Origin of the sequence: Pseudogracilibacillus sp. SO30301A, assembly GCF_037072025.1 — a bacterium.
Lineage (GTDB): Bacteria > Bacillota > Bacilli > Bacillales > Amphibacillaceae > Pseudogracilibacillus.
In genome coordinates this window covers 42,905-61,195 of record NZ_JAXHDD010000016.1, presented here as the reverse complement: position 1 = coordinate 61,195, position 18,291 = coordinate 42,905, and the positions used below count along the sequence as shown (strand labels likewise).

Sequence of the window (18,291 nt, the reverse complement as noted above, 5' to 3'; positions counted from 1 at the left end):
AAATATGGATTTACATGGTAAAACTGCAGTAGTAACAGGTGCTGCAAAAGGAATTGGAAAAGCTATTGCAGAAAAGTTGGTTAATCATGGTTTTAATATTGCAATGGTGGATATTGACGAAGAGAACTCCAGGCGTGTTGCATCACAATTGGAAAAAAATGATGTAAAAATTGAAGTATATATAAGGGATTTGAGAGAAGTGGAAGAAATTAAGTCCTTATATGAATCTATTATCAAAGATTTTGATTCATTTGACATTGTAGTAAATGCTGCAGGTATCATTAAGGTAAATAGATTTCTAGAAGTTTCACCCGAGAACTGGGATGCGGTAATGGATTTAAATGCTAAGTCACTCTTTTTCAGTATGCAGGAAGCCGCAAAGCATTTAATTCAATTTAAAAATCAAGGTAGAATTATCAATATCTCTTCCATTACTGGTAAATCAAGTAGACCTGATTATCCAGTATATGCTGCTTCAAAAGCTGCTACTATTAGTGTTACACGTTCAGCTGCTGCTGCTCTAGCTAAATATAATATTAATGTCAATGCAGTGTGTCCTGGCTATGTTCATACAGAAATGTGGGATCAGATGGATGATTACTATGTTAAAAATTATAACGAAAAACGCGGTGAAATTTTTGAAAAAATGCTTCGTAATATCCCATTAAATCGATCTGGGGAGCTATATGAAATAGCATCATTGGTTGTTTATCTGGCACTTCCGGAAGCAGGATACATAACTGGGCAGGCGATTAATGTAGATGGTGGGACTGTTATGTATTAATATAATTGTCTGTATAAATTACAAGATAAAAGGAATTTTAAAATAAAATTGGTTCAATAACAATTTACGGGTAACAAAATCCGACAAATTTGATGATAAAAAAGTAAAATCCAAACCACCTGTCGTATTGGTTAAGTAACTAAACAAATACCAACGTAAGGATGATTTGGATGCTTAACCATTATATCATGACAAGCGATGGCGATAAAGTACCTTTTATCATTACTCAACAAGTAGAAGTTCCATTCGGCTACCTAAACGTAGGATTGTACCGTCATATTCAATGTACAAATCAAGGAGCTCATTGTCCGGATTGTGGTTTTTGGACAACCAAAGTTCATGAGTATCATCCTAAATGGGTTGTTGCCGGTACTCACAATAACACACCCATCATTGATCATTTCAACCATTGTCGCTTTGCATGTGATGTTTGTCATCATACATTTATGGAGCCTTTGTCCTGGCTAAAGCCGTATCAACGCATTACCGAAATCGGCCATGAAGCACTTCTGTACGCAACAGCTGACTGTACGTTTAAAGCAGTTGGAGAAGCCTTTGGTCGTAGTGGTCAAAATGTGCGGATCCATGTATTAAAACATTATTCGGAGCAGCCGGATCTCACGGAACGTTCAACACCCACGTTGATCGGAATGGATGAAATCAGTTTGGCCAAAGGGAAAGGCAAATATCGACTTGTCCTATATGACCTTTCCATTCCATGGCGTCCGCAACTGTTTCTGATGCATGAAAACAGGCGCAAGGAAGAAGTCATCAAGCTGCTCCATGAATTATCACATCCGGAACGAATTGGTTGCCCGAAATCCTTAATCGCTTTATCCATCGCATATCCAACGCCAAAACGGAAGGGAAAAACAACCAGATTCGGACGATGAATCAACAAGGTTTTGGTTATTCCATCAAATCGATCCAGGCACGGGATGCGGATGAAGGAAGAAAAGAATGCCCAACTCAAATGGAGGAAATACCAAGACCGTTATGAGAAACGTTTAAAACAAAATGGACAACAAATGGCTTGTTAAATTTTTTTCGACAAACATTCAATCAGCCTATTATTATGAACTTTTAATGTCGACTATTGTCGATAATTCTGTGATTTGTTACTGAACCAAATAATGTTATTGAATAGTTGACAAATACAACTAATCTCTTTAATATATGTTTATATTAAATATGCAACTTTTCAAAATATTAAATAGAGACTGGAAATTAACTGAGTAACTCTGGGGCTTTTGGAGGGTGAAAGTGACTAACTTTACAATTTTAACATTTTCATTAAAAAAGTCCATGCCAAAGAAACCTGCAACATGCAGATTTTAAAAAATTATTGACTCCTATTTTTAGATGGCTAATATCATTTTTGCTTTTACATGCAACTCCTTAAACTGAGTTTTGCTGGCTTCCTTAACCCATGCATCTGCATGTTGGCACATAGCAATGATGTATGTACGAATGTTCCAATGACGGGAACTTCGACCATTGGAGCCCTCTAGGTCATAATCAATTTTTTGACGTTTGATACAATGTTCAGCGCCAGTGCGAAGGGAATAGCGCTTGTACCATTCCTTACTATCACGTTTTTTATACGTGGAAAAAGTCTGGGATTGTCCTTAGTTGATGTATAAAATGTCTCCCGTAGCTTGAATCTGAACACGGGTTTTGGTATCCCATTTTCTAACGGCTGCAGGGCAACGCCATTTGCGACGGTAACGTTTTTTATCCACGCCCCAGTTAACCATTTCACGACCAATGGGCACAAGGGAACACCGTCCAAGTTGATATCCATTTCATTATAGATGAACTGTTTGGAACCCCTTGGGTTAAGGTCAATGATGGCAGAAACGTCATAGTGTTCCAACATTTCATAGATGGGATAAGCATCGAAGGCTGAGTCTAAGATGCTTTCCCCAATTTTCCATTTGTAGGAGTTCATGATAGGTACTCACAAGTAGGACAGAATCATGTTTGCTTGCTCAATACATCCTTGGATAAATGGGTAAATCATATGGGCTTTCAGAAGTACTTACCATGAAAAGGTTCCGTCCATAATAATATTTTTCACGGATGCTGTCCCAACCCCAATTCGTATCTGGATCGGAAAAATCCGCAAACAATCGCATTTCCACTTTCCTTGTTTGCGGCAATTACAAAGGAATTTTCCATATGGTCGACCACCAGTTTCTACAGGTGTACCATCCGCTAAGATGCTTAATGACTACGGGTTTGCCAAAAGACCTTGTGTAAGAGAACATTCTACAAACAAAGATTTAAATAGCTGTTGCAGTGTATCATGAGCTTTAGGCGAATAATAATTTTTTCTCTGTTTACGTGCACGGCGAATAAGTTTTTCAACAATTCTAGGGTTTTTAGGGACCATTTTTTGATTCTTTTTCCCTTTCTTTTTTGGCTTTTGAGCTTTTTCTTCTTCCTATTCATCAAGTGAGGGGAAGGTGCAAGCCAAAGCTGGTCAAAAAAATCATAAAAGGTGCCAACCCCAGGAGTTGAATCTGGCTCAAAACCGCTCAAAATGGCATATAGTGGATTTGTTTTTAATGCTTCTACCCACTTATCGACACTTGTGTATTGAAGTTTATGCATCAAAAGCAAACTCCGAAGCATGTCACTCGGGTTGTTGCGTGGTTTTCTTCCTCTGGGATTAGAAGAATACCGATGTTTCAGCAAATCGGCGGTTGATGTAAGATCCATAAGACAAAGCCAAACAACGAGGTCAAAATAAAAATCTTGAATGAACTTTTTGCTTATACCCCACAATTCAAATTGGTTAGAAATAAACACTAGATACTCATCATGTGGACGTACTTTTGTAATCAAATAATATCTCCCCATTTCGCAAAAAATAATGCCTTCAAATCTTCAAATCGATTGTTGGGGTGATATTTAAAAGTCAAGTAATATACCTACCTGATTTGCAATTTTGGGGAGAAGTAATACAAAAGACCTAGTCAAAAGACTAGAGCTGATGCGGAAATTTAAAATCCGAGAGACTATATAGTTCAAGAGGGGGTAATGGAAATAACTATGACAGATTGCGTATATTATACTAGCTTTCTATATAACGATTGGAATATTTTTATAGCGGCGACAAAAAAAGGGCTATGTTATATTAGTACCTGTCCTAATAAAGAAAGTGAAAACTATTTAAGAAAAACATATGGAAATATTAGATTAGAAGAAAATAAAAATAGTATGAAAGTTTATGAAGACCAGTTAATTGAATATATAAACGGAGAACGAAAGGCTTTTGATTTTTCGCTTTCGCCAAAAGGGACAGCATTTCAAAAATCTGTATGGGATGCATTAATTCAAATTCCATATGGAAAAACTTTCACCTATTCAAAAGTAGCTGAAATAATCGGCAAGCCAAGTGCAGTACGTGCAGTGGCAAATGCGATCGGAAAAAATCCAATTCTTATTGTCATTCCTTGTCACCGTGTCATTCGAAAAAACGGAGAATTATCTGGGTTTAGAGAAGGTGTTCAAGTAAAAGAAAAGTTATTAAAAATGGAAGGCGGTTTATCAATTAGTTAGTTTGCTTCTGTGAGGGGTGATGCTCAATTTTCTAATTGGAATTGTATGGAATGGGGAATTTCTAATTTATGATCATCGTTATTTCATTAAATCTCCAAGAAATTGAAAGACCGTATATTATGTCTTTTCGGGAATAGTGAGCAGTATTTGAGTGAATAAGAGATGTAATTCAAGATCGGATTATTACATTTTAAAAATAACCTTCTCTCAAAAAGGAGAAAAATGTAATTATGGTGTCTAATCCCAATTTGTAACTGTTTAATTTGACTTTTTGGGGGATAGGAATAGACAACAGGAAAGCAAAACCGCCGCTAAACTTAGAATACAGCACTACGAGGGGTGGTGTGAGAAAAACAAAAGTATAGCATTAGGGTATTAAACAAGTCTTTTAAGTTTTTCAGCTTCCTTCATATCCATATGGGTGACCTCTACCAAAAAGTGTATACTTGAGCCTTTTTTTAGCATTTCAAGGGCCACCGCCTTTATCCTTTCTTTTCTCCCTTTTTTCCTTCCTCTCGCAAAATATTTGCTAAAATCATTATGAGTTAGCTCCCTTCCGGATAAGTGTTTTCTATTTTCTTGACGATTTTATTCATATCTTCCCTCGTTAAATTTTTTGCCGCACTGAATATACAACGTATGACTGTTTTAAGGTACTCCATACCTGTCTGTCTTCCAATTCTCGCAAATAATGTACGGTCTTGGCAATTGTATCTAGCAATTCTTCAACGTTTTCCGCATTTTGGACATCTTGATACGTCTTTTATTTGTTCGTCTGTATAGTTTGATAAGTCGTAAATCAAATATTCATAATTGGGAATATACTTTTTCACATCATTAGGGAGTTCTTTATAGCCGCTGATCATGTCAGACAACGTTGTTTCAATGTTCTACTCGCTAGCTCCGTGATAGATGACTAGCGGTATGATAACCGGCAACAGTTCTGTTCTTTCCTTGAGCAATTTCGTATTCTAAATTTCTGTCATATATTTCAACAACTGAAAAATGACACTATTATAAGGATAGCTTTTGTGTTCAAACAGAAAATAAATATATCCTTCCCTTCCGTATATATTTGCACTAAATCGGAAAATCTTTTTTTAAGCTCTTTGTCGATGAAGCTGTCTTTTTCAGGGGATAATGTGTCTTCATCAACTATTTTCATGATTCCTGACGGTAAATAGTGAAGCAAAAAACTTTTAGCGACTTCTACACTCCCGAGTGTTTCTTTGAAAAATGTATCGTGAGGATTTTCAATTTTATTAGCTGACGACTGGGAATAGCTTGAAGTATCTTCTTTGACTGTATGTGTAATAGCCAATTTATCCCTTCCTTTGGGGGATAATTGGTGGAGTTTTATGTTGATGGCTAATTATAATATACTAGTACTTTATCCATCAGCCAAATTAATTGAATGTAAAAATACTTTATCATAAATGTGTGCAAGATAGTACATTTTAGTACCTTCTTAGGGAATGTATTTTAATGAGAATTCACTAACACCACCTGTTTTATCCTTTCAGTCCTATAAATAAAGAACAAACGATGCTTGATACATTGATAACAAATGCAAATGCATGCTGCAGATCCAGAAACAAGTACTTCGAGTACATTCGGAGACTTGGATGAATGTATATTAACGCTATCTGATTGTAACTATAAAAATCATAATTATCACAATCTAAGTAATTTTTCTCCAAAACACCCTTACACACCTTTTATTGTGAGATAATATAGATGAAAGGGGATGATTACTATGTTTCATCAATATGGTCCTCATCATATGATGGGAAACTCTGGGTATGGCATGGTTTGGATGATCCTTTTTATCCTATTATTATTAGTCCTTTTCTTTTTAGGGTATAAACTTCTTCAAGCTAGTAGAAAAGACGAGGACAAGGCATTAGCTATCTTACGCGAGCGTTATGCAAAAGGTGAATTGACTGATGAAGAATTTGAGCAAAAAAAGAAAACATTACAGAATTAATTTAAACTAAGAATACCGATGACGGTACCTTTTTTAGTTTTTTTTATGCTAAATGAACGCCAAGTTTTAATGGTTAGTTATACCTGCATAATCCTTTATATGGGAAAATACTATAAATAAAGTTGGGAAATGAATAACCTAATCATAGTATTTATGATTCATTTTGTACTTTTGCTATGTGAAGACAACAAATCTTAACGTATAATACGTTTAGTTATGTCAACACAAGCAAAGGGGACTTGAAAATTGAATAAAAATATTTTGTGTATCTTCATTATTTCTATATTTTTGTTAGGAGGATGTGCCGCTGCATTAGATAGTATCTTAACTGAATCTTCACCATCAGAAGTACTTAGAAAAGCAGAGGAAGCACATAGCGAATTAACAGGTGTAGAAGTGTCGTTTGTAGAGGATTATACAGATTTTACTGACACTGGATCAATGGTTATTGATATAGCAGGAAATGAAAGTTATGTTACTTTAGACGAAGATAATCTTTCTATTTATATAAATGATGATGATACACTTGTAGAAAATAGTAGTGGCGAAGTAGAATCTTGGGGAGATTCAGGAGTATTTGCTGAAGTAGAAAATATGGTAGCACTCGATAAAAACCCATTAACTTATTACAAAGATATTGATAACGATATCTATGATAAATTTGATTTGGAAAAAGAAAAAAATCAATATATTTTGACGTATACAGGTAGTAAAGATGATGCAAAGCATTTAGGGAAAGCCATTACTTTTTATCAATTAACCGGTTTTGATGATTTTGATGAAACAATTGATTTATTAGATATGGAAGTAAAGGAATTTGACTTAAAACTGGTCATCAATAGTGCTTCTTTTTTAGTAGAAAAAATTGAACAACAATTAACTTATAAATTCGAAGATGATCCTGAAGATACAGAAATTAACATTGTACATCAGTTCGATGAATATGATGATATTGGAGAAATAGTCAGATTAGAAGCAACGGTAGCGGATGGAGAAGGGTTAAATAAGAACGATAGTGGAGAGAAAAAAGATTTAAAAGAGGAAGATAAAGAACTTTATGAAAAAGAAGCAGCCGAATATGTAGAGGCATTAATTCAAGCGACCGTTTTCCAAGATGCTGATGAGTTTATTAAAAAAGCACCTAAATCAATGTCTGAAGAAGATAAAAAAGCAGAGGCTGAAGTCCAAAGAGATTTCTTTAAAGATATTTATGTCCAAAATACAAAAGATAATATGGAAGGTACAGGAGTTACAGACAAAGAAATTTCAGATCTGGCGGACGCCTTCTTAAAAGCTCTTTCTACTACAAAATATGAAATAGTTGATTCCGAAGCAATGTCCGATGAAGATTTCGTTGTAACAGTATCTATTCAAGGGATTGATGATTCAAAAGTATACCAAGATACAGAGGATCAATTGTATGATGCTGTTAAGAAAGAAAATTTTTCCGAAGATGAAATCTTTTCGAAAAATATGGAACTTTTAATTAAAAATTATAAAGAGGTAGACTCTCTCCTTGATCCAGTTGAAGTGAAAGTAGATGTAACGAAAGAAGGAGAAGGATCTTATCTTGTAATGATGCAAGATCAATTTTTAGTCGGGGGATTTGTTCAATAATCGAAAATAATCGGAGTTTTATAAAAGAGTAGCAGATGCTACTCTTTTATAAATAATTAGGTTGAAAGCAGTTCGTTTATGCTAAAAAGATTCTCTATAGTTAAGAAGGTATAACTCCTTTCTTGACTCGCATAAGTGCAACTACCCAAAAGCCTTGCACTCCAGAGCATAAGTGCAACATCACTCCGTCTTCGCCAGTACGGCTCTTTAGGATGTCCGACTAAGAACAGGCTTTGCGCCTGACGTCGGCATACCCTAGTGATGAGGGTATGTTTTCTTTAACGAATGCCAAGTTTTTCAAAAAGTACTTTTCTCATTATAACATATTTATATTTTATTCCCTAAACAGTTCCTTTTTGGGACGAAAGATGATACACTAGTTTTTGTTAAAATTTTTTGGACGGAAAAATTAGTATACTAGAATAGAAGGAGTACGGTAATGTGGTAGAGAGATTAAAAAGAGAATGGTTTTCAAATATAAAAGGAGATGTGCTTGCCGGGATTGTCGTTGCACTCGCATTAATTCCAGAGGCCATAGCCTTTTCTATTATAGCAGGAGTTGACCCGATGGTTGGGTTATATGCTTCGTTTTGTATTGCGGTTATCATCGCGTTTGTAGGCGGTAGACCGGGCATGATTTCAGCAGCAACAGGGGCGATGGCCTTACTCATGTTGCCATTAGTCCGCGATCATGGCCTAGAGTATTTGCTTGCGGCAACGATTTTAACAGGAGTTATTCAATTAGTCTTCGGTATTTTTAAAGTAGCTAAAGTAATGAAATTTATTCCAAGGGCAGTAATGATCGGTTTCGTAAATGCGCTTGCGATCTTAATATTTATGGCTCAAGTACCTCACTTTTTAGGAATATCGAATATGACGTATGTATTTGTTGCGATTACGCTATTAATTGTATATGTGGTGCCACGATTTTTTAAAGCAATCCCGGCACCATTAATTGCTATTATTATTCTAACTACTATTGCGATCTACGGAAATGTTGATTTAAGAACAGTTGGTGATTTGGGGGAAATTACTAAAGTTCTGCCTGTATTTTTAATCCCAGATATTCCGTTTTCGCTTGAGACGTTAATGATAATTCTGCCTTATTCCTTTGCCTTAGCAATCGTCGGTTTACTGGAGTCATTACTGACCGCTTCGATTGTTGATGATATGACAGATACCGAGAGTGATAAAAACAAAGAGTCGAGAGGGCAGGGGATCGCAAATATTATTAATGGATTTTTTGGTGGTATGGCTGGTTGTGCAATGATCGGGCAATCCGTCATCAATGTAAAATCAGGGGGAAGAGGAAGACTTTCTACATTTGTTGCTGGAGCTTTCTTAATGTTTTTAATCATTGTTTTAGGTGATTTGGTTGTTCAAATTCCGATGCCAGTACTAGTAGGAATTATGATCATGGTTTCAATCGGTACGTTTGATTGGTCATCCTTTTCTTATTTAGTAAAAGCACCAAGAACGGATGCAGCCGTAATGTTAGTAACTGTTGGTATTGTTGTTGCAACAAACGACCTTTCAAAAGGTGTCATTGCAGGCGTGATTTTAAGTGCCATTTTCTTTGTGGCAAAAATCTCTAAAATTAAAGTAACGGAAATTCGGCAGAAAGATAACCTCACTTTCCAGGTAAAGGGTCAGTTATTCTTTGCATCTGTGGAGGATTTCGTGGATGCTTTTGACTATACAGTCAAGGACAGTAATATAACAATCGACTTTACTGAAGCACATGTATGGGATGATTCTGCAGTTGGAGCGATTGATAAAGTGATCCTCAAATATAAAGAAAATAATAATTATATCGTTATTCGTGGCTTAAATGAGTCAAGTAAAAGAATGGTTGATAGATTGGCGGTAAATGATTTATGATAGCAAAAAAAGGTACGAATAAGGGGCGAGAAAATGTATAAAAAACTATTACTGGCAGTTGATGGTTCCGACCATTCACTGAGAGCAACCGATGAAGCAATTAAAATTGCCAGCCTTTCAAAAGATTGCTCGGTAAATGTTGTATTAGTTGCTGAATTTTCTAAAGCAAAACGAGACGTCATTCACGCTACTGGAAAAGAGGAGTTGGAAATCGTCAGACGAAAAAAGATTTCCTCTGCCACTGATAAGTTGGAGAAAAATAATCTAGACTATACGGTTGAAATATTACATGGAGAGCCAGGACCGACGATTGTCGAATACGCAAATAAGGATAATTATGATTTACTTATCATTGGCAGCCGAGGTCTAAATGTTTTTCAAGAAATGGTGCTCGGAAGTGTTAGTCATAAAGTCGTGAAAAGAGCTAATTGCCCAGTAATGGTGGTTAAATAAACGCACTTTTTAGCAGAAAATATAAAACTTTTCTTGACTCGCATAAGTGTAACTTTGGCATTGGCCATAAAGGCTTTGGGATAAACCAAGTTTTCTAATAAGTTGGATATGTTATGACAATTTTGTGAAAGTAAACGTAAGACTAACAAGACCAGATGATGGTTTTTGAGGACGAATCAGCAGTAACAAAAGTTGTCCATGAGTATAACAGGGCTGGCGGGCATTTTTAAAGCATTGTCGACGACAAAATATGAAATAGTAAACACTGAAGCAATCTCGAATGAAGATATTATTGTACCTGTGTCCATTCAAGGAATAGATGATGAGAAAGCGTGTGCAGATACGGAGGATCAACAGTATAATTCTTTTATGGAAGAAGACATAGTGGAAGATGAAATAATCTCAAAAAATATGGAAATTTTAATTCAGAACTATCATGATGTTGACTCTTTTCTAGATGCAGTAGAGGTGAACGTAGACGTAATTAGGGACAGGGATGGGTCTTATCTTGTGATGCTGCAAGAGGTGGGTTTGTCCAATAATAGTAAAAATATATGAAACAGTAATACTTGAAGCCAAGGATTTCTATTTATTTTGTATGAAAAACAAACCTTTTTCATGATAGATGGTGGCTTCCGCAAATACGGAGTCATGCTGGTTTCTTACTAAATCCTTATTTATGAAAGAATCCGCTTATCTTTCTCAGAAATTGTGCGGATTCTTTGTATTTTTAACAATAAAACACTATTTTATTAAATTACTATTTCATGCTTTCTTGCCAAATTCATACTTATGCTTCCATTACTTTTTTAATTTTATCAATTGCCCAATCCAAATCTTCTTTACTAATAATTAATGGAGGTGCAAAACGAATTACGAAGTCATGTGTTTCCTTACATAATAGGCCTTCTTTCATTAGTTGTTCACAGTAAGGACGAGCGGATTCCGTTAATTCCATACCAATAAATAACCCTTTTCCACGTACTTCTTTTATGATTGGATTATTTATTTTACGTAATTCCTCAACCATATAGTTTCCAAGGTCATTGGAACGTTCAGGAAGTTTTTCATCCACAATAACATCAAGGGCAGCCATAGATACTGCACATGCTAAAGGATTACCACCAAATGTAGATCCGTGAGAACCAGGTTCAAAGACACCAAGAATGTCTTTATTAGCAAGGACACACGAAATAGGGAACACACCGCCACCTAGTGCTTTTCCTAAAATAATGATGTCAGGGTCAACATCTTCCCACTCACATGCTAAAAATTTACCGCTTCTACCTAAACCTGCTTGGATTTCATCCGCAATGAATAGAACATTTTCTTCTTTACAAACTTCATAAGCTTCTTTTAAGAAACCTTCAGGAGGTAAATTGATACCAGCTTCCCCTTGAATTGGTTCAATTAAAAATCCAGCAGTATTTTCATTTATCGCAGCTTGTAAAGCCTCGATATCACCAAAAGGAATGACTTTAAAACCCGGTAACATTGGACCAAAACCACGTTGATTAGCGGGCTCTGATGAAAGGGAAACTGCAGCCATTGTACGGCCGTGGAAGTTATCCACACATGCAATAATTTCGGCTTGGTTTTCAGCAACACCTTTTACATCGTATGCCCAACGTCTAGCTGTTTTAATTGCTGTTTCAACCGCTTCAGCCCCCGTATTCATAGGAAGTGCCATGTCTTTATTTGTTAATTTACAAATTTTTTCATACCACGGACCGAGTTGATCATTATGAAAAGCACGTGAAGTTAACGTCACACGATCTGCTTGTTCTTTAAGAGCAGCAATAATTTTAGGATGTCGATGTCCTTGGTTAACCGCGGAATACGCACTTAATAGATCCATATAGCGGTTTCCTTCAGGATCTTCTACCCATACCCCATCACCTTTTGCAATAACAACAGGCAAAGGTAAATAATTATTTGCTCCATACTCTTCCGTAGTGTTAATGATTTCTGTACTTGATTGAACCATGTAATCCCTCCAATGTTTGATGAATGACACTTAGTATACTATAGTAAAAATAACTATTATTTTGCAAGTGTTTACAAATAGGATAACATAAATTATACTATTTGTATACAGTATACCTAAAACGTGAAAAGGTGATACGATTGAAGAAAATAAAACAAAGTGAGACGTTGGCAGATCAAGCATATCAAATGATAAAACAAGCAATAACAAATGGTAAATTAAAAGAAAATGAACAATTACCGGAAGAAAAATTGGCAACTAATTTAGGGATTAGTCGTACCCCATTACGAGATGCATTAAGTAGATTAGCTGCAGAAGGTTTAATTATTCAACAAAAAGGGCGCCCGGCAATTGTAGCTAGTTTTACAAAAAAAGATTCATTAGATTACATGGAATTAAGAAGTTTACTTGAAACATATAACATCGAAAAAATTATTTCGGATATTGATTCTTCGTTTATTACCTTATTAAAAACGAATGCTACTAAACAGTTAGATGCAATTAAACAAGATAATTATAATGAATTTATAGAATTGGATCGTGAATTTCATTTATTATTGGCTTCTCGCAATAATAATAATGAACTAAAAAACATTATCCATCGTATGAATACTGGAATAAATCGAGCATTTATTATACTTTCTAACACTGTTTCAACAAGTGCTGAAGCAGCTTATCAAGAACATGTAGAAATAATTGAAGCACTTGAAAAGCAAGATGTGGTACTTGCTAGAAATAAAATGATCGTTCATATGAATAATGTTGAAAAACGATTTTTAAGATATTATGCCGAAGAATCAAATAATTAAATTTGGAGGAATACACAATGAAACAATGGGATACACCGGAAAAATTAGAAGATTTAATTTGTGAACTTGTCAGTTGGGACAGCAGAACCAGCACACAGGGCGAAATTGATTTTTCCAATCGAATTAAAAATAAATTATTGGAACTTGATTATTTTAAGGAAAAAAGTTCCTATATCCAATTTCACGATGCTAAGAAAGGTCGAAATGCTGTAACTGCATTGTATAAAAGTGATCGTACAACTAGGACAATTGTGTTGATTAGTCATTTTGATACAGTGCATACGGAAGAGTTTGGTGCACTTGGAGATTTAGCATTCCAACCTCGGGCATTAACGGAAGAATTAAAGCAAATGATTGACGGATTACCTAAAGATGCACAAGTTGATTTAATGTCTGGAGATTATTTGTTTGGTCGTGGAACGATGGATATGAAAATGGGTCTTGCCCTTCATCTTCAGTTATTAGAGAAAGCGAGTATTGAGAATTGGCCAATAAACTTGTTATTACTTACTGTACCGGATGAAGAAGTAAATTCAGCTGGAATGCGTGCAGCAGTTGGAGGCCTAATTGAGATGCGAGAAAAATATGACCTTGAATTTATATTGTTTTTAAATAGTGAACCATCTTTTTCCCAAAGACCTCTAGATGAAAATTACTATATTTACTCAGGTACAATTGGAAAAATAATGCCTTCTGCTTTGTTTTATGGACGTGAAACACATGCGGGTGAGCCTTTAAGTGGTATGACTGGTCATTATATGGCTGCTTATTTAACAAAAGCGATGGAGTTTAATTCAGATTTTGTTGAAGAAGAATATGGTGAGAGAACACCACTTCCAATTTGTTTAAAAAAGAATGATCTAAAAGAAGATTATTCTACTCAAACATCTCATCATACAGCAGCATTGTATAATGTGTTTTTAATGCGTAAAAATGCCTCCGAAGTGATGGAAACGTTTAAAAGTATAGCTGTTAATGCGATGAAAGAGTGTCAGGATGATTATGAGAAAATTTGTAGACGTGAAAATGCAGCACCTATTGGGAAAATAAGAGTATTAGAATACGTAGAATTGCTATCTTATGCTGAAGAAAAACTTGGAATAGAAGCAGTAGATGCGATCAAAGCCGAAATTATGAACACCCCTGATTTAGATGAACGAGAAATGTCTATTCAAATATGTGACCAACTAATGGTAAATTGTCAGGAATTAGCACCAGCAACAATCGTATTTTTTGCACCGCCATATTATCCAGCTGTAAACTCAACGGAAGTTCCGTTGGTAAAAGAGCTAATTGAGTTTACCCAGCAAACACTATTAGAAGAATTTAAAGTGGAAGCAAAGCAAGTACATTATTTTAATGGTATCTCCGACTTAAGCTATGTAAATTATGAAAAACATGACAGAGGTTGGAAGGCATATATGAATAATACACCTATATGGGGAGATGTATACAGTATCCCGTTTGAAGGAATGCAAAAACTTCAAGCACCCGTATTAAATATTGGTCCATTTGGAAAAGATGCACATAAATTAACAGAACGGCTCCATAAAGAAAGTGCATTTGTTAATACGCCGTATGTATTACAAAAGGTGATAGAAAAATTATATTTAAAAACAGAATTAGTAGTATAATTTAAAACGAGCTTCTGTCGATTGGCAGCTGTTCGTTTTGATGACGCTTTTCGAAAAAATTCAGTACGTGCGACATACTTAGTGATTCCTATACTTAGTGGAATTAATGGAAAAATGAACAAAAAAAGTTAGTTATTAATGGTAATCTGCCTTTAGATGTTTTATTGTTATTGTAACGGATAGAAAAGAGGTGCCAGAATAATGATTTATGAATTTAGAATTACGTTAAAAGATGTAGGCGTACCAGTTTGGCGTGATGTGCAAATTTCAGGTGATGCCAGTTTGTATGATTTACACGAACTGATTCAAAACTCTTTTGAGTGGTTGGATATGCATTTATATACTTTTTTTGTAAAAAGGAGAGATGGTAAGCCAGTTAATGGAATTGAGATTGTATCAGATGATTCAGAAGAATTTGAGTCAATTTTTAATGTTGAAAAATACATAGATGATGAAGAAACTATTTCGGACTGGTTTTTAAAAGTAAAAGACAAGATGATTTATGTGTATGATTTTGGTGATAATTGGGAACATGAAATTGTGTTAACGAAAAAAATCGACCGAGAAGACGGAGTGTTTTATCCAAGATGTGTTGATGCTAAAAACCAGGCTCCTGATGAAGATAGCAGGGGTGAAATTATTATGGGTGAAGTGGATCTTGAGTATGATGATAGTGAAGAATTAATTGCTGATATAAATGATGAAATCCGTTATATGGAAATGTCAGATGAAGCACTGTCCGAGGATTATTGGCCAGAAACATTAGCGAAAGCAAAAGAGTTTCAACAACTAAAACCTTGGGAAGTTATGACAGATGAGCAGATATTTGCGATTGAAGATCCGATTACGGGTGAATATTTATTTTGTAGTGTCCTTGGACAAGCAGATGAAATGTATGGTTTAGCAGTATATATAGGGGCAGATGGATTTTATTCTTTACTTGACTCCTTTGCTGGAATAAAAGACTCGAGAGATATAGTTAAATTTCAACGCAGTTTACTCCTTAGTTTTGAAAATAGAAATGACTTAGAAGAAGCGGAGTATGAATTAATCAAAGCCTATGACATGACTTTTCGTGGTAAAAAAGCTTGGCCATCCTTTGTGAGTTTTGAACCTGGCTCTTATCCCTGGATGATGAATCACGATGAAGCAAGGCAAATGTACCTTGCGTTAACTGAATCAATCAAGATGTTTGAAAGAATTAAAGATGGATTCCGTCTCCCTCATATACCAACAGATGAAAAAATATTAGTGAGATATACAAAGAGTGACTATGAGAATTTTAATGAAATGGTATTGGATATGGAAGAGATAATGGAAGAAATGTCGTTTGAGAATTTTTTGGATTTTTATATACCTTCAGAATTTGAAATAAAGCAAGCAATGAAAAAAGCAAAAAAGCCACTAAATATAACAGTAGAGTTTAAAGCAACATATTTAGAAGTTCCAATTCGGGAGAAACCAGAAGAACGACCATTATTCCCGTCTGCAATCCTTGCTGCGGATTATGATAAGGGGATAGTCTATTCACATAAAATATATGCGGAAGAAATTAATCCATTTCATGTACAGAAAGAGTTTTTAAATATGTTTGATCAGCTAGGTGGAACTCCAAAGAAAATATTAACGGATCATCGAACCTATACTTATCTAGCTCCATTAATCGAACATGTAAATGTAAATATTGAATTGGAAGAAAATCTATTAGCAATTCGCCATTTACTTGAAGAAATGCAAGCTTCTATCGCACAACAAATGGAAGACAAATAAACTGGTTAGAAAAGAATAAATGTAAAAAGCGAGCACCTGCATGGAAGTGGTGCTCGTCTTATATTTAAGTTGTATACAAACTTATTATCGTGTAAAACTTATCCTGTAAAACCGCGTTTAATAACAAGTATTTTATCCACTAATTTAAAGATTAATTTTCATATTATTTACTTACCTAGGAAGAATATCAATGGTAAATGGTTATTGTTCATAAACTGTGCCATCTTCATGCTTTAGAATTAAAAAATATTTTTTTGTCCGATCGTAGGGAATTGATTTAAAAATAATTCTTTCTTTCCACGTTCGCTCATATGCTTCATTTGCTTTGGAATCAGCGATAATACGACATTCATTTGAAATTTCATCACCATCATCCATGGTAAAGATTTTTCTTCATTGTATAGCCGTAATACTTCTCAACCAGTTCCCAAAACTTTTCCTCATTACCAAACTTCTTAATCATCTTCCATGCTTCCGAGAAAAGGTCATTTAAAATGTTTTGTACATCGATAATATAAATTTACCATCTTGCTTTTGTTCAATGTGATATGCTAATTTATAAGTTGTTTTTTTATGTCTAAAATTATACTCCAGCTATCACCTTTATTTTCTTTCCTTTCTCGCTTAAGATTTTCCATCATTAATTTAAATGTAAGTAGTAAGGACTGATTCTTTTTTAAAGACTTAAGTTATTTGCGAGCACCAGGAAGTAAACTAATTTGAAGATCACTCATCTTCATCTTCATCCTCATCATCTAAAGAATGTTCATCAACCGATGAATATGTTTTATAATCATAATTCTTAGCATCTTCAACCTTTTTGTGTAGTGCTTCATTTATTTGTGACTCCCGATACTAAATTCTTTAACTAATTCTTCACCTTCATCGCCTACTTTAACTAAATCGTTTAAAATAAATTCACTAAAATCTAAACTCATGTTCAACCCAACTATCGTGAAAGTCCCCGTTGTGGTGGAACTTTCATAAAAAAGTTCTACACTACATCGGGGACTTCCACTTTTCTAATTTTAAATGCTTGAAATATTTTTTTAGTTCTTTGTCTATTGCGGTCGCTGAATATTTACTTTTTCCATCCGGTAATTCAAAAAGTCATTGTTATGGAATGACAAAACACCCACTAAAGCCAAGCAGTACTGCGAGCGGGTGTTATGAGAAAAACATTATTATAGCACTTGGTTATTGAACTTGTCTTTTAAGTTTTTCGACCTCCTTTATATCCATATGGGTGACCTCTGCAACAAAGTGTATACTTGATCCTTTTCTCAACATTTCAAGAGCTACCGCCTTTATTCCTTCTCTTTTACCTTCTTTCATTCCTTCCTTTTTACCTTCTTCTTTTCCTTCCTCCCGCAAAATATCTGCTAAAGTCATCACGAGTTCGCTCCCTTCCGGATAAGTATTTCCTATTATCCTGACAATTTCATTCACATCTTCTCGTGTTAGATTTTTTGCCGCACTGAATATATAACGCATGACTGTTTCAAAGTACTCCATACCCGTCTGTTTATCTTCCAGTTCACGCAAATAATGCACTGCTTTGGCAATTGTATCTAGTAGTTCTTCAACATTTTCCGCCTTCTGGACATCCCGATACAGAGTAATCATTATTTTGACCCGAGCTTCGCCTTTTAATTGTTCATCTGTATAGTTTGATAAATCGTAAATCAAATATTCATAATCGGGAATATACTTTTTCACGTTATCAGAGAATATCTTATAGCCGCTGATCAGGAGCACGATTAGCCCTAAATCGCTATCTTTCTAGCGCCTCTCTCCTGAGA

General features: G+C 35.0%; 17 protein-coding genes and 1 pseudogene. 12 read left to right on the top strand and 6 right to left on the bottom strand.

Annotated elements, in window-relative coordinates:
* Nucleotides 1–4 precede the first annotated feature (4 nt).
* The 3 genes from SPD89_RS10030 to SPD89_RS23035 all read left to right on the top strand — a co-directional run bounded on the left by SPD89_RS10030 (nucleotide 5) and on the right by SPD89_RS23035 (nucleotide 1,784).
* Entirely contained in the window at nucleotides 5–784 is a 780-nt protein-coding gene (locus SPD89_RS10030; RefSeq protein ID WP_336261813.1) for an SDR family NAD(P)-dependent oxidoreductase, read from the top strand.
* 170 nt (nucleotides 785–954) lie between these two features.
* Nucleotides 955–1,677 carry a hypothetical protein gene (locus tag SPD89_RS10025; protein WP_336261812.1) on the top strand — a complete coding sequence of 241 codons (723 nt, stop codon included), beginning with the start codon at nucleotides 955–957 and terminating at the stop codon, nucleotides 1,675–1,677.
* Nucleotides 1,596–1,784 carry a transposase gene (locus SPD89_RS23035; protein WP_442961113.1) on the top strand — a complete coding sequence of 63 codons (189 nt, stop codon included), beginning with the start codon at nucleotides 1,596–1,598 and terminating at the stop codon, nucleotides 1,782–1,784. Before SPD89_RS10025 ends, SPD89_RS23035 begins: the two co-directional genes overlap by 82 nt.
* 507 nt (nucleotides 1,785–2,291) lie before the next feature.
* On the opposite strand, the gene SPD89_RS10020 is transcribed toward SPD89_RS23035, so the two are convergent.
* The gene (locus SPD89_RS10020; protein WP_336261811.1) at nucleotides 2,292–2,735 is read right to left on the bottom strand and encodes a hypothetical protein; all 444 of its coding nucleotides are present in this window, start codon (nucleotides 2,733–2,735) and stop codon (nucleotides 2,292–2,294) included.
* 320 nt (nucleotides 2,736–3,055) lie between these two features.
* On the bottom strand, nucleotides 3,056–3,634 hold the full coding sequence (locus tag SPD89_RS10015) for a transposase (RefSeq protein WP_336261810.1): 579 nt from the start codon (nucleotides 3,632–3,634) through the stop codon (nucleotides 3,056–3,058).
* A gap of 207 nt (nucleotides 3,635–3,841) precedes the next feature.
* Between SPD89_RS10015 and SPD89_RS10010 the strand changes: the two genes are divergently transcribed.
* Nucleotides 3,842–4,351: a methylated-DNA--[protein]-cysteine S-methyltransferase gene (locus SPD89_RS10010; RefSeq protein WP_336261809.1), complete on the top strand. Its 510-nt coding sequence runs from the start codon at nucleotides 3,842–3,844 to the stop codon at nucleotides 4,349–4,351.
* Nucleotides 4,352–5,322: 971 nt separating this feature from the next.
* Here the strand turns inward: SPD89_RS10010 and SPD89_RS23030 are convergent.
* A pseudogene (locus SPD89_RS23030) lies at nucleotides 5,323–5,543 on the bottom strand (Rpn family recombination-promoting nuclease/putative transposase).
* Nucleotides 5,544–6,107: 564 nt separating this feature from the next.
* Here SPD89_RS23030 and SPD89_RS10000 point away from each other — a divergent pair.
* The 5 genes from SPD89_RS10000 (at nucleotide 6,108) to SPD89_RS09980 (ending at nucleotide 10,847) form a co-directional block, all read left to right on the top strand.
* Complete coding sequence (locus SPD89_RS10000; protein WP_336261807.1) at nucleotides 6,108–6,338, top strand: SHOCT domain-containing protein; 231 nt, start codon at nucleotides 6,108–6,110, stop codon at nucleotides 6,336–6,338.
* A gap of 246 nt (nucleotides 6,339–6,584) precedes the next feature.
* Complete coding sequence (locus tag SPD89_RS09995) at nucleotides 6,585–7,955, top strand: DUF6612 family protein (RefSeq protein WP_336261806.1); 1,371 nt, start codon at nucleotides 6,585–6,587, stop codon at nucleotides 7,953–7,955.
* Between the two features lie 441 nt (nucleotides 7,956–8,396).
* A complete protein-coding gene (locus tag SPD89_RS09990; protein WP_336261805.1) occupies nucleotides 8,397–9,836 on the top strand; it encodes a SulP family inorganic anion transporter in 1,440 nt (479 codons plus the stop codon).
* Between the two features lie 33 nt (nucleotides 9,837–9,869).
* On the top strand, nucleotides 9,870–10,289 hold the full coding sequence (locus tag SPD89_RS09985; protein WP_336261804.1) for a universal stress protein: 420 nt from the start codon (nucleotides 9,870–9,872) through the stop codon (nucleotides 10,287–10,289).
* Nucleotides 10,290–10,481: 192 nt separating this feature from the next.
* Nucleotides 10,482–10,847 (top strand): hypothetical protein, encoded by a 366-nt coding sequence (locus SPD89_RS09980; protein WP_336261803.1) that lies wholly within the window; start codon nucleotides 10,482–10,484, stop codon nucleotides 10,845–10,847.
* Nucleotides 10,848–11,079: 232 nt separating this feature from the next.
* On the opposite strand, the gene SPD89_RS09975 is transcribed toward SPD89_RS09980, so the two are convergent.
* Complete coding sequence (locus SPD89_RS09975; protein ID WP_336261802.1) at nucleotides 11,080–12,276, bottom strand: ornithine--oxo-acid transaminase; 1,197 nt, start codon at nucleotides 12,274–12,276, stop codon at nucleotides 11,080–11,082.
* A 140-nt stretch (nucleotides 12,277–12,416) separates the two neighbouring features.
* Here SPD89_RS09975 and SPD89_RS09970 point away from each other — a divergent pair, with 140 nt between their 5' ends.
* The 3 genes from SPD89_RS09970 to SPD89_RS09960 all read left to right on the top strand — a co-directional run bounded on the left by SPD89_RS09970 (nucleotide 12,417) and on the right by SPD89_RS09960 (nucleotide 16,489).
* Entirely contained in the window at nucleotides 12,417–13,085 is a 669-nt protein-coding gene (locus SPD89_RS09970) for a GntR family transcriptional regulator (protein WP_336261801.1), read from the top strand.
* A 17-nt stretch (nucleotides 13,086–13,102) separates the two neighbouring features.
* Nucleotides 13,103–14,719, top strand: a complete 1,617-nt coding sequence (locus SPD89_RS09965; RefSeq protein WP_336261800.1) for a M20/M25/M40 family metallo-hydrolase — start codon at nucleotides 13,103–13,105, stop codon at nucleotides 14,717–14,719.
* 201 nt (nucleotides 14,720–14,920) lie between these two features.
* Nucleotides 14,921–16,489: a plasmid pRiA4b ORF-3 family protein gene (locus tag SPD89_RS09960; RefSeq protein WP_336261799.1), complete on the top strand. Its 1,569-nt coding sequence runs from the start codon at nucleotides 14,921–14,923 to the stop codon at nucleotides 16,487–16,489.
* A 201-nt stretch (nucleotides 16,490–16,690) separates the two neighbouring features.
* On the opposite strand, the gene SPD89_RS09955 is transcribed toward SPD89_RS09960, so the two are convergent.
* On the bottom strand, nucleotides 16,691–16,867 hold the full coding sequence (locus SPD89_RS09955; RefSeq protein WP_336261798.1) for a hypothetical protein: 177 nt from the start codon (nucleotides 16,865–16,867) through the stop codon (nucleotides 16,691–16,693).
* 819 nt (nucleotides 16,868–17,686) lie between these two features.
* Nucleotides 17,687–18,208 (bottom strand): Rpn family recombination-promoting nuclease/putative transposase, encoded by a 522-nt coding sequence (locus SPD89_RS09950; RefSeq protein WP_336261797.1) that lies wholly within the window; start codon nucleotides 18,206–18,208, stop codon nucleotides 17,687–17,689.
* Between the last annotated feature and the right edge of the window lie 83 nt (nucleotides 18,209–18,291).

What these genes read in the sequence shown, in the direction of transcription:
- SPD89_RS09965 (WP_336261800.1), top strand. Translation starts at nt 13,103, where the DNA reads ATGAAACAATGGGATACACCGGAAAAATTAGAAGATTTAATTTGTGAA.
- SPD89_RS10000 (WP_336261807.1), top strand. Translation starts at nt 6,108, where the DNA reads ATGTTTCATCAATATGGTCCTCATCATATGATGGGAAACTCTGGGTAT.
- SPD89_RS10030 (WP_336261813.1), top strand. Translation starts at nt 5, where the DNA reads ATGGATTTACATGGTAAAACTGCAGTAGTAACAGGTGCTGCAAAAGGA.
- SPD89_RS09985 (WP_336261804.1), top strand. Translation starts at nt 9,870, where the DNA reads ATGTATAAAAAACTATTACTGGCAGTTGATGGTTCCGACCATTCACTG.
- SPD89_RS09955 (WP_336261798.1), bottom strand. Translation starts at nt 16,867, where the DNA reads ATGGATGATGGTGATGAAATTTCAAATGAATGTCGTATTATCGCTGAT.
- SPD89_RS10010 (WP_336261809.1), top strand. Translation starts at nt 3,842, where the DNA reads ATGACAGATTGCGTATATTATACTAGCTTTCTATATAACGATTGGAAT.
- SPD89_RS10020 (WP_336261811.1), bottom strand. Translation starts at nt 2,735, where the DNA reads ATGAACTCCTACAAATGGAAAATTGGGGAAAGCATCTTAGACTCAGCC.
- SPD89_RS09960 (WP_336261799.1), top strand. Translation starts at nt 14,921, where the DNA reads ATGATTTATGAATTTAGAATTACGTTAAAAGATGTAGGCGTACCAGTT.
- SPD89_RS09975 (WP_336261802.1), bottom strand. Translation starts at nt 12,276, where the DNA reads ATGGTTCAATCAAGTACAGAAATCATTAACACTACGGAAGAGTATGGA.
- SPD89_RS10025 (WP_336261812.1), top strand. Translation starts at nt 955, where the DNA reads ATGCTTAACCATTATATCATGACAAGCGATGGCGATAAAGTACCTTTT.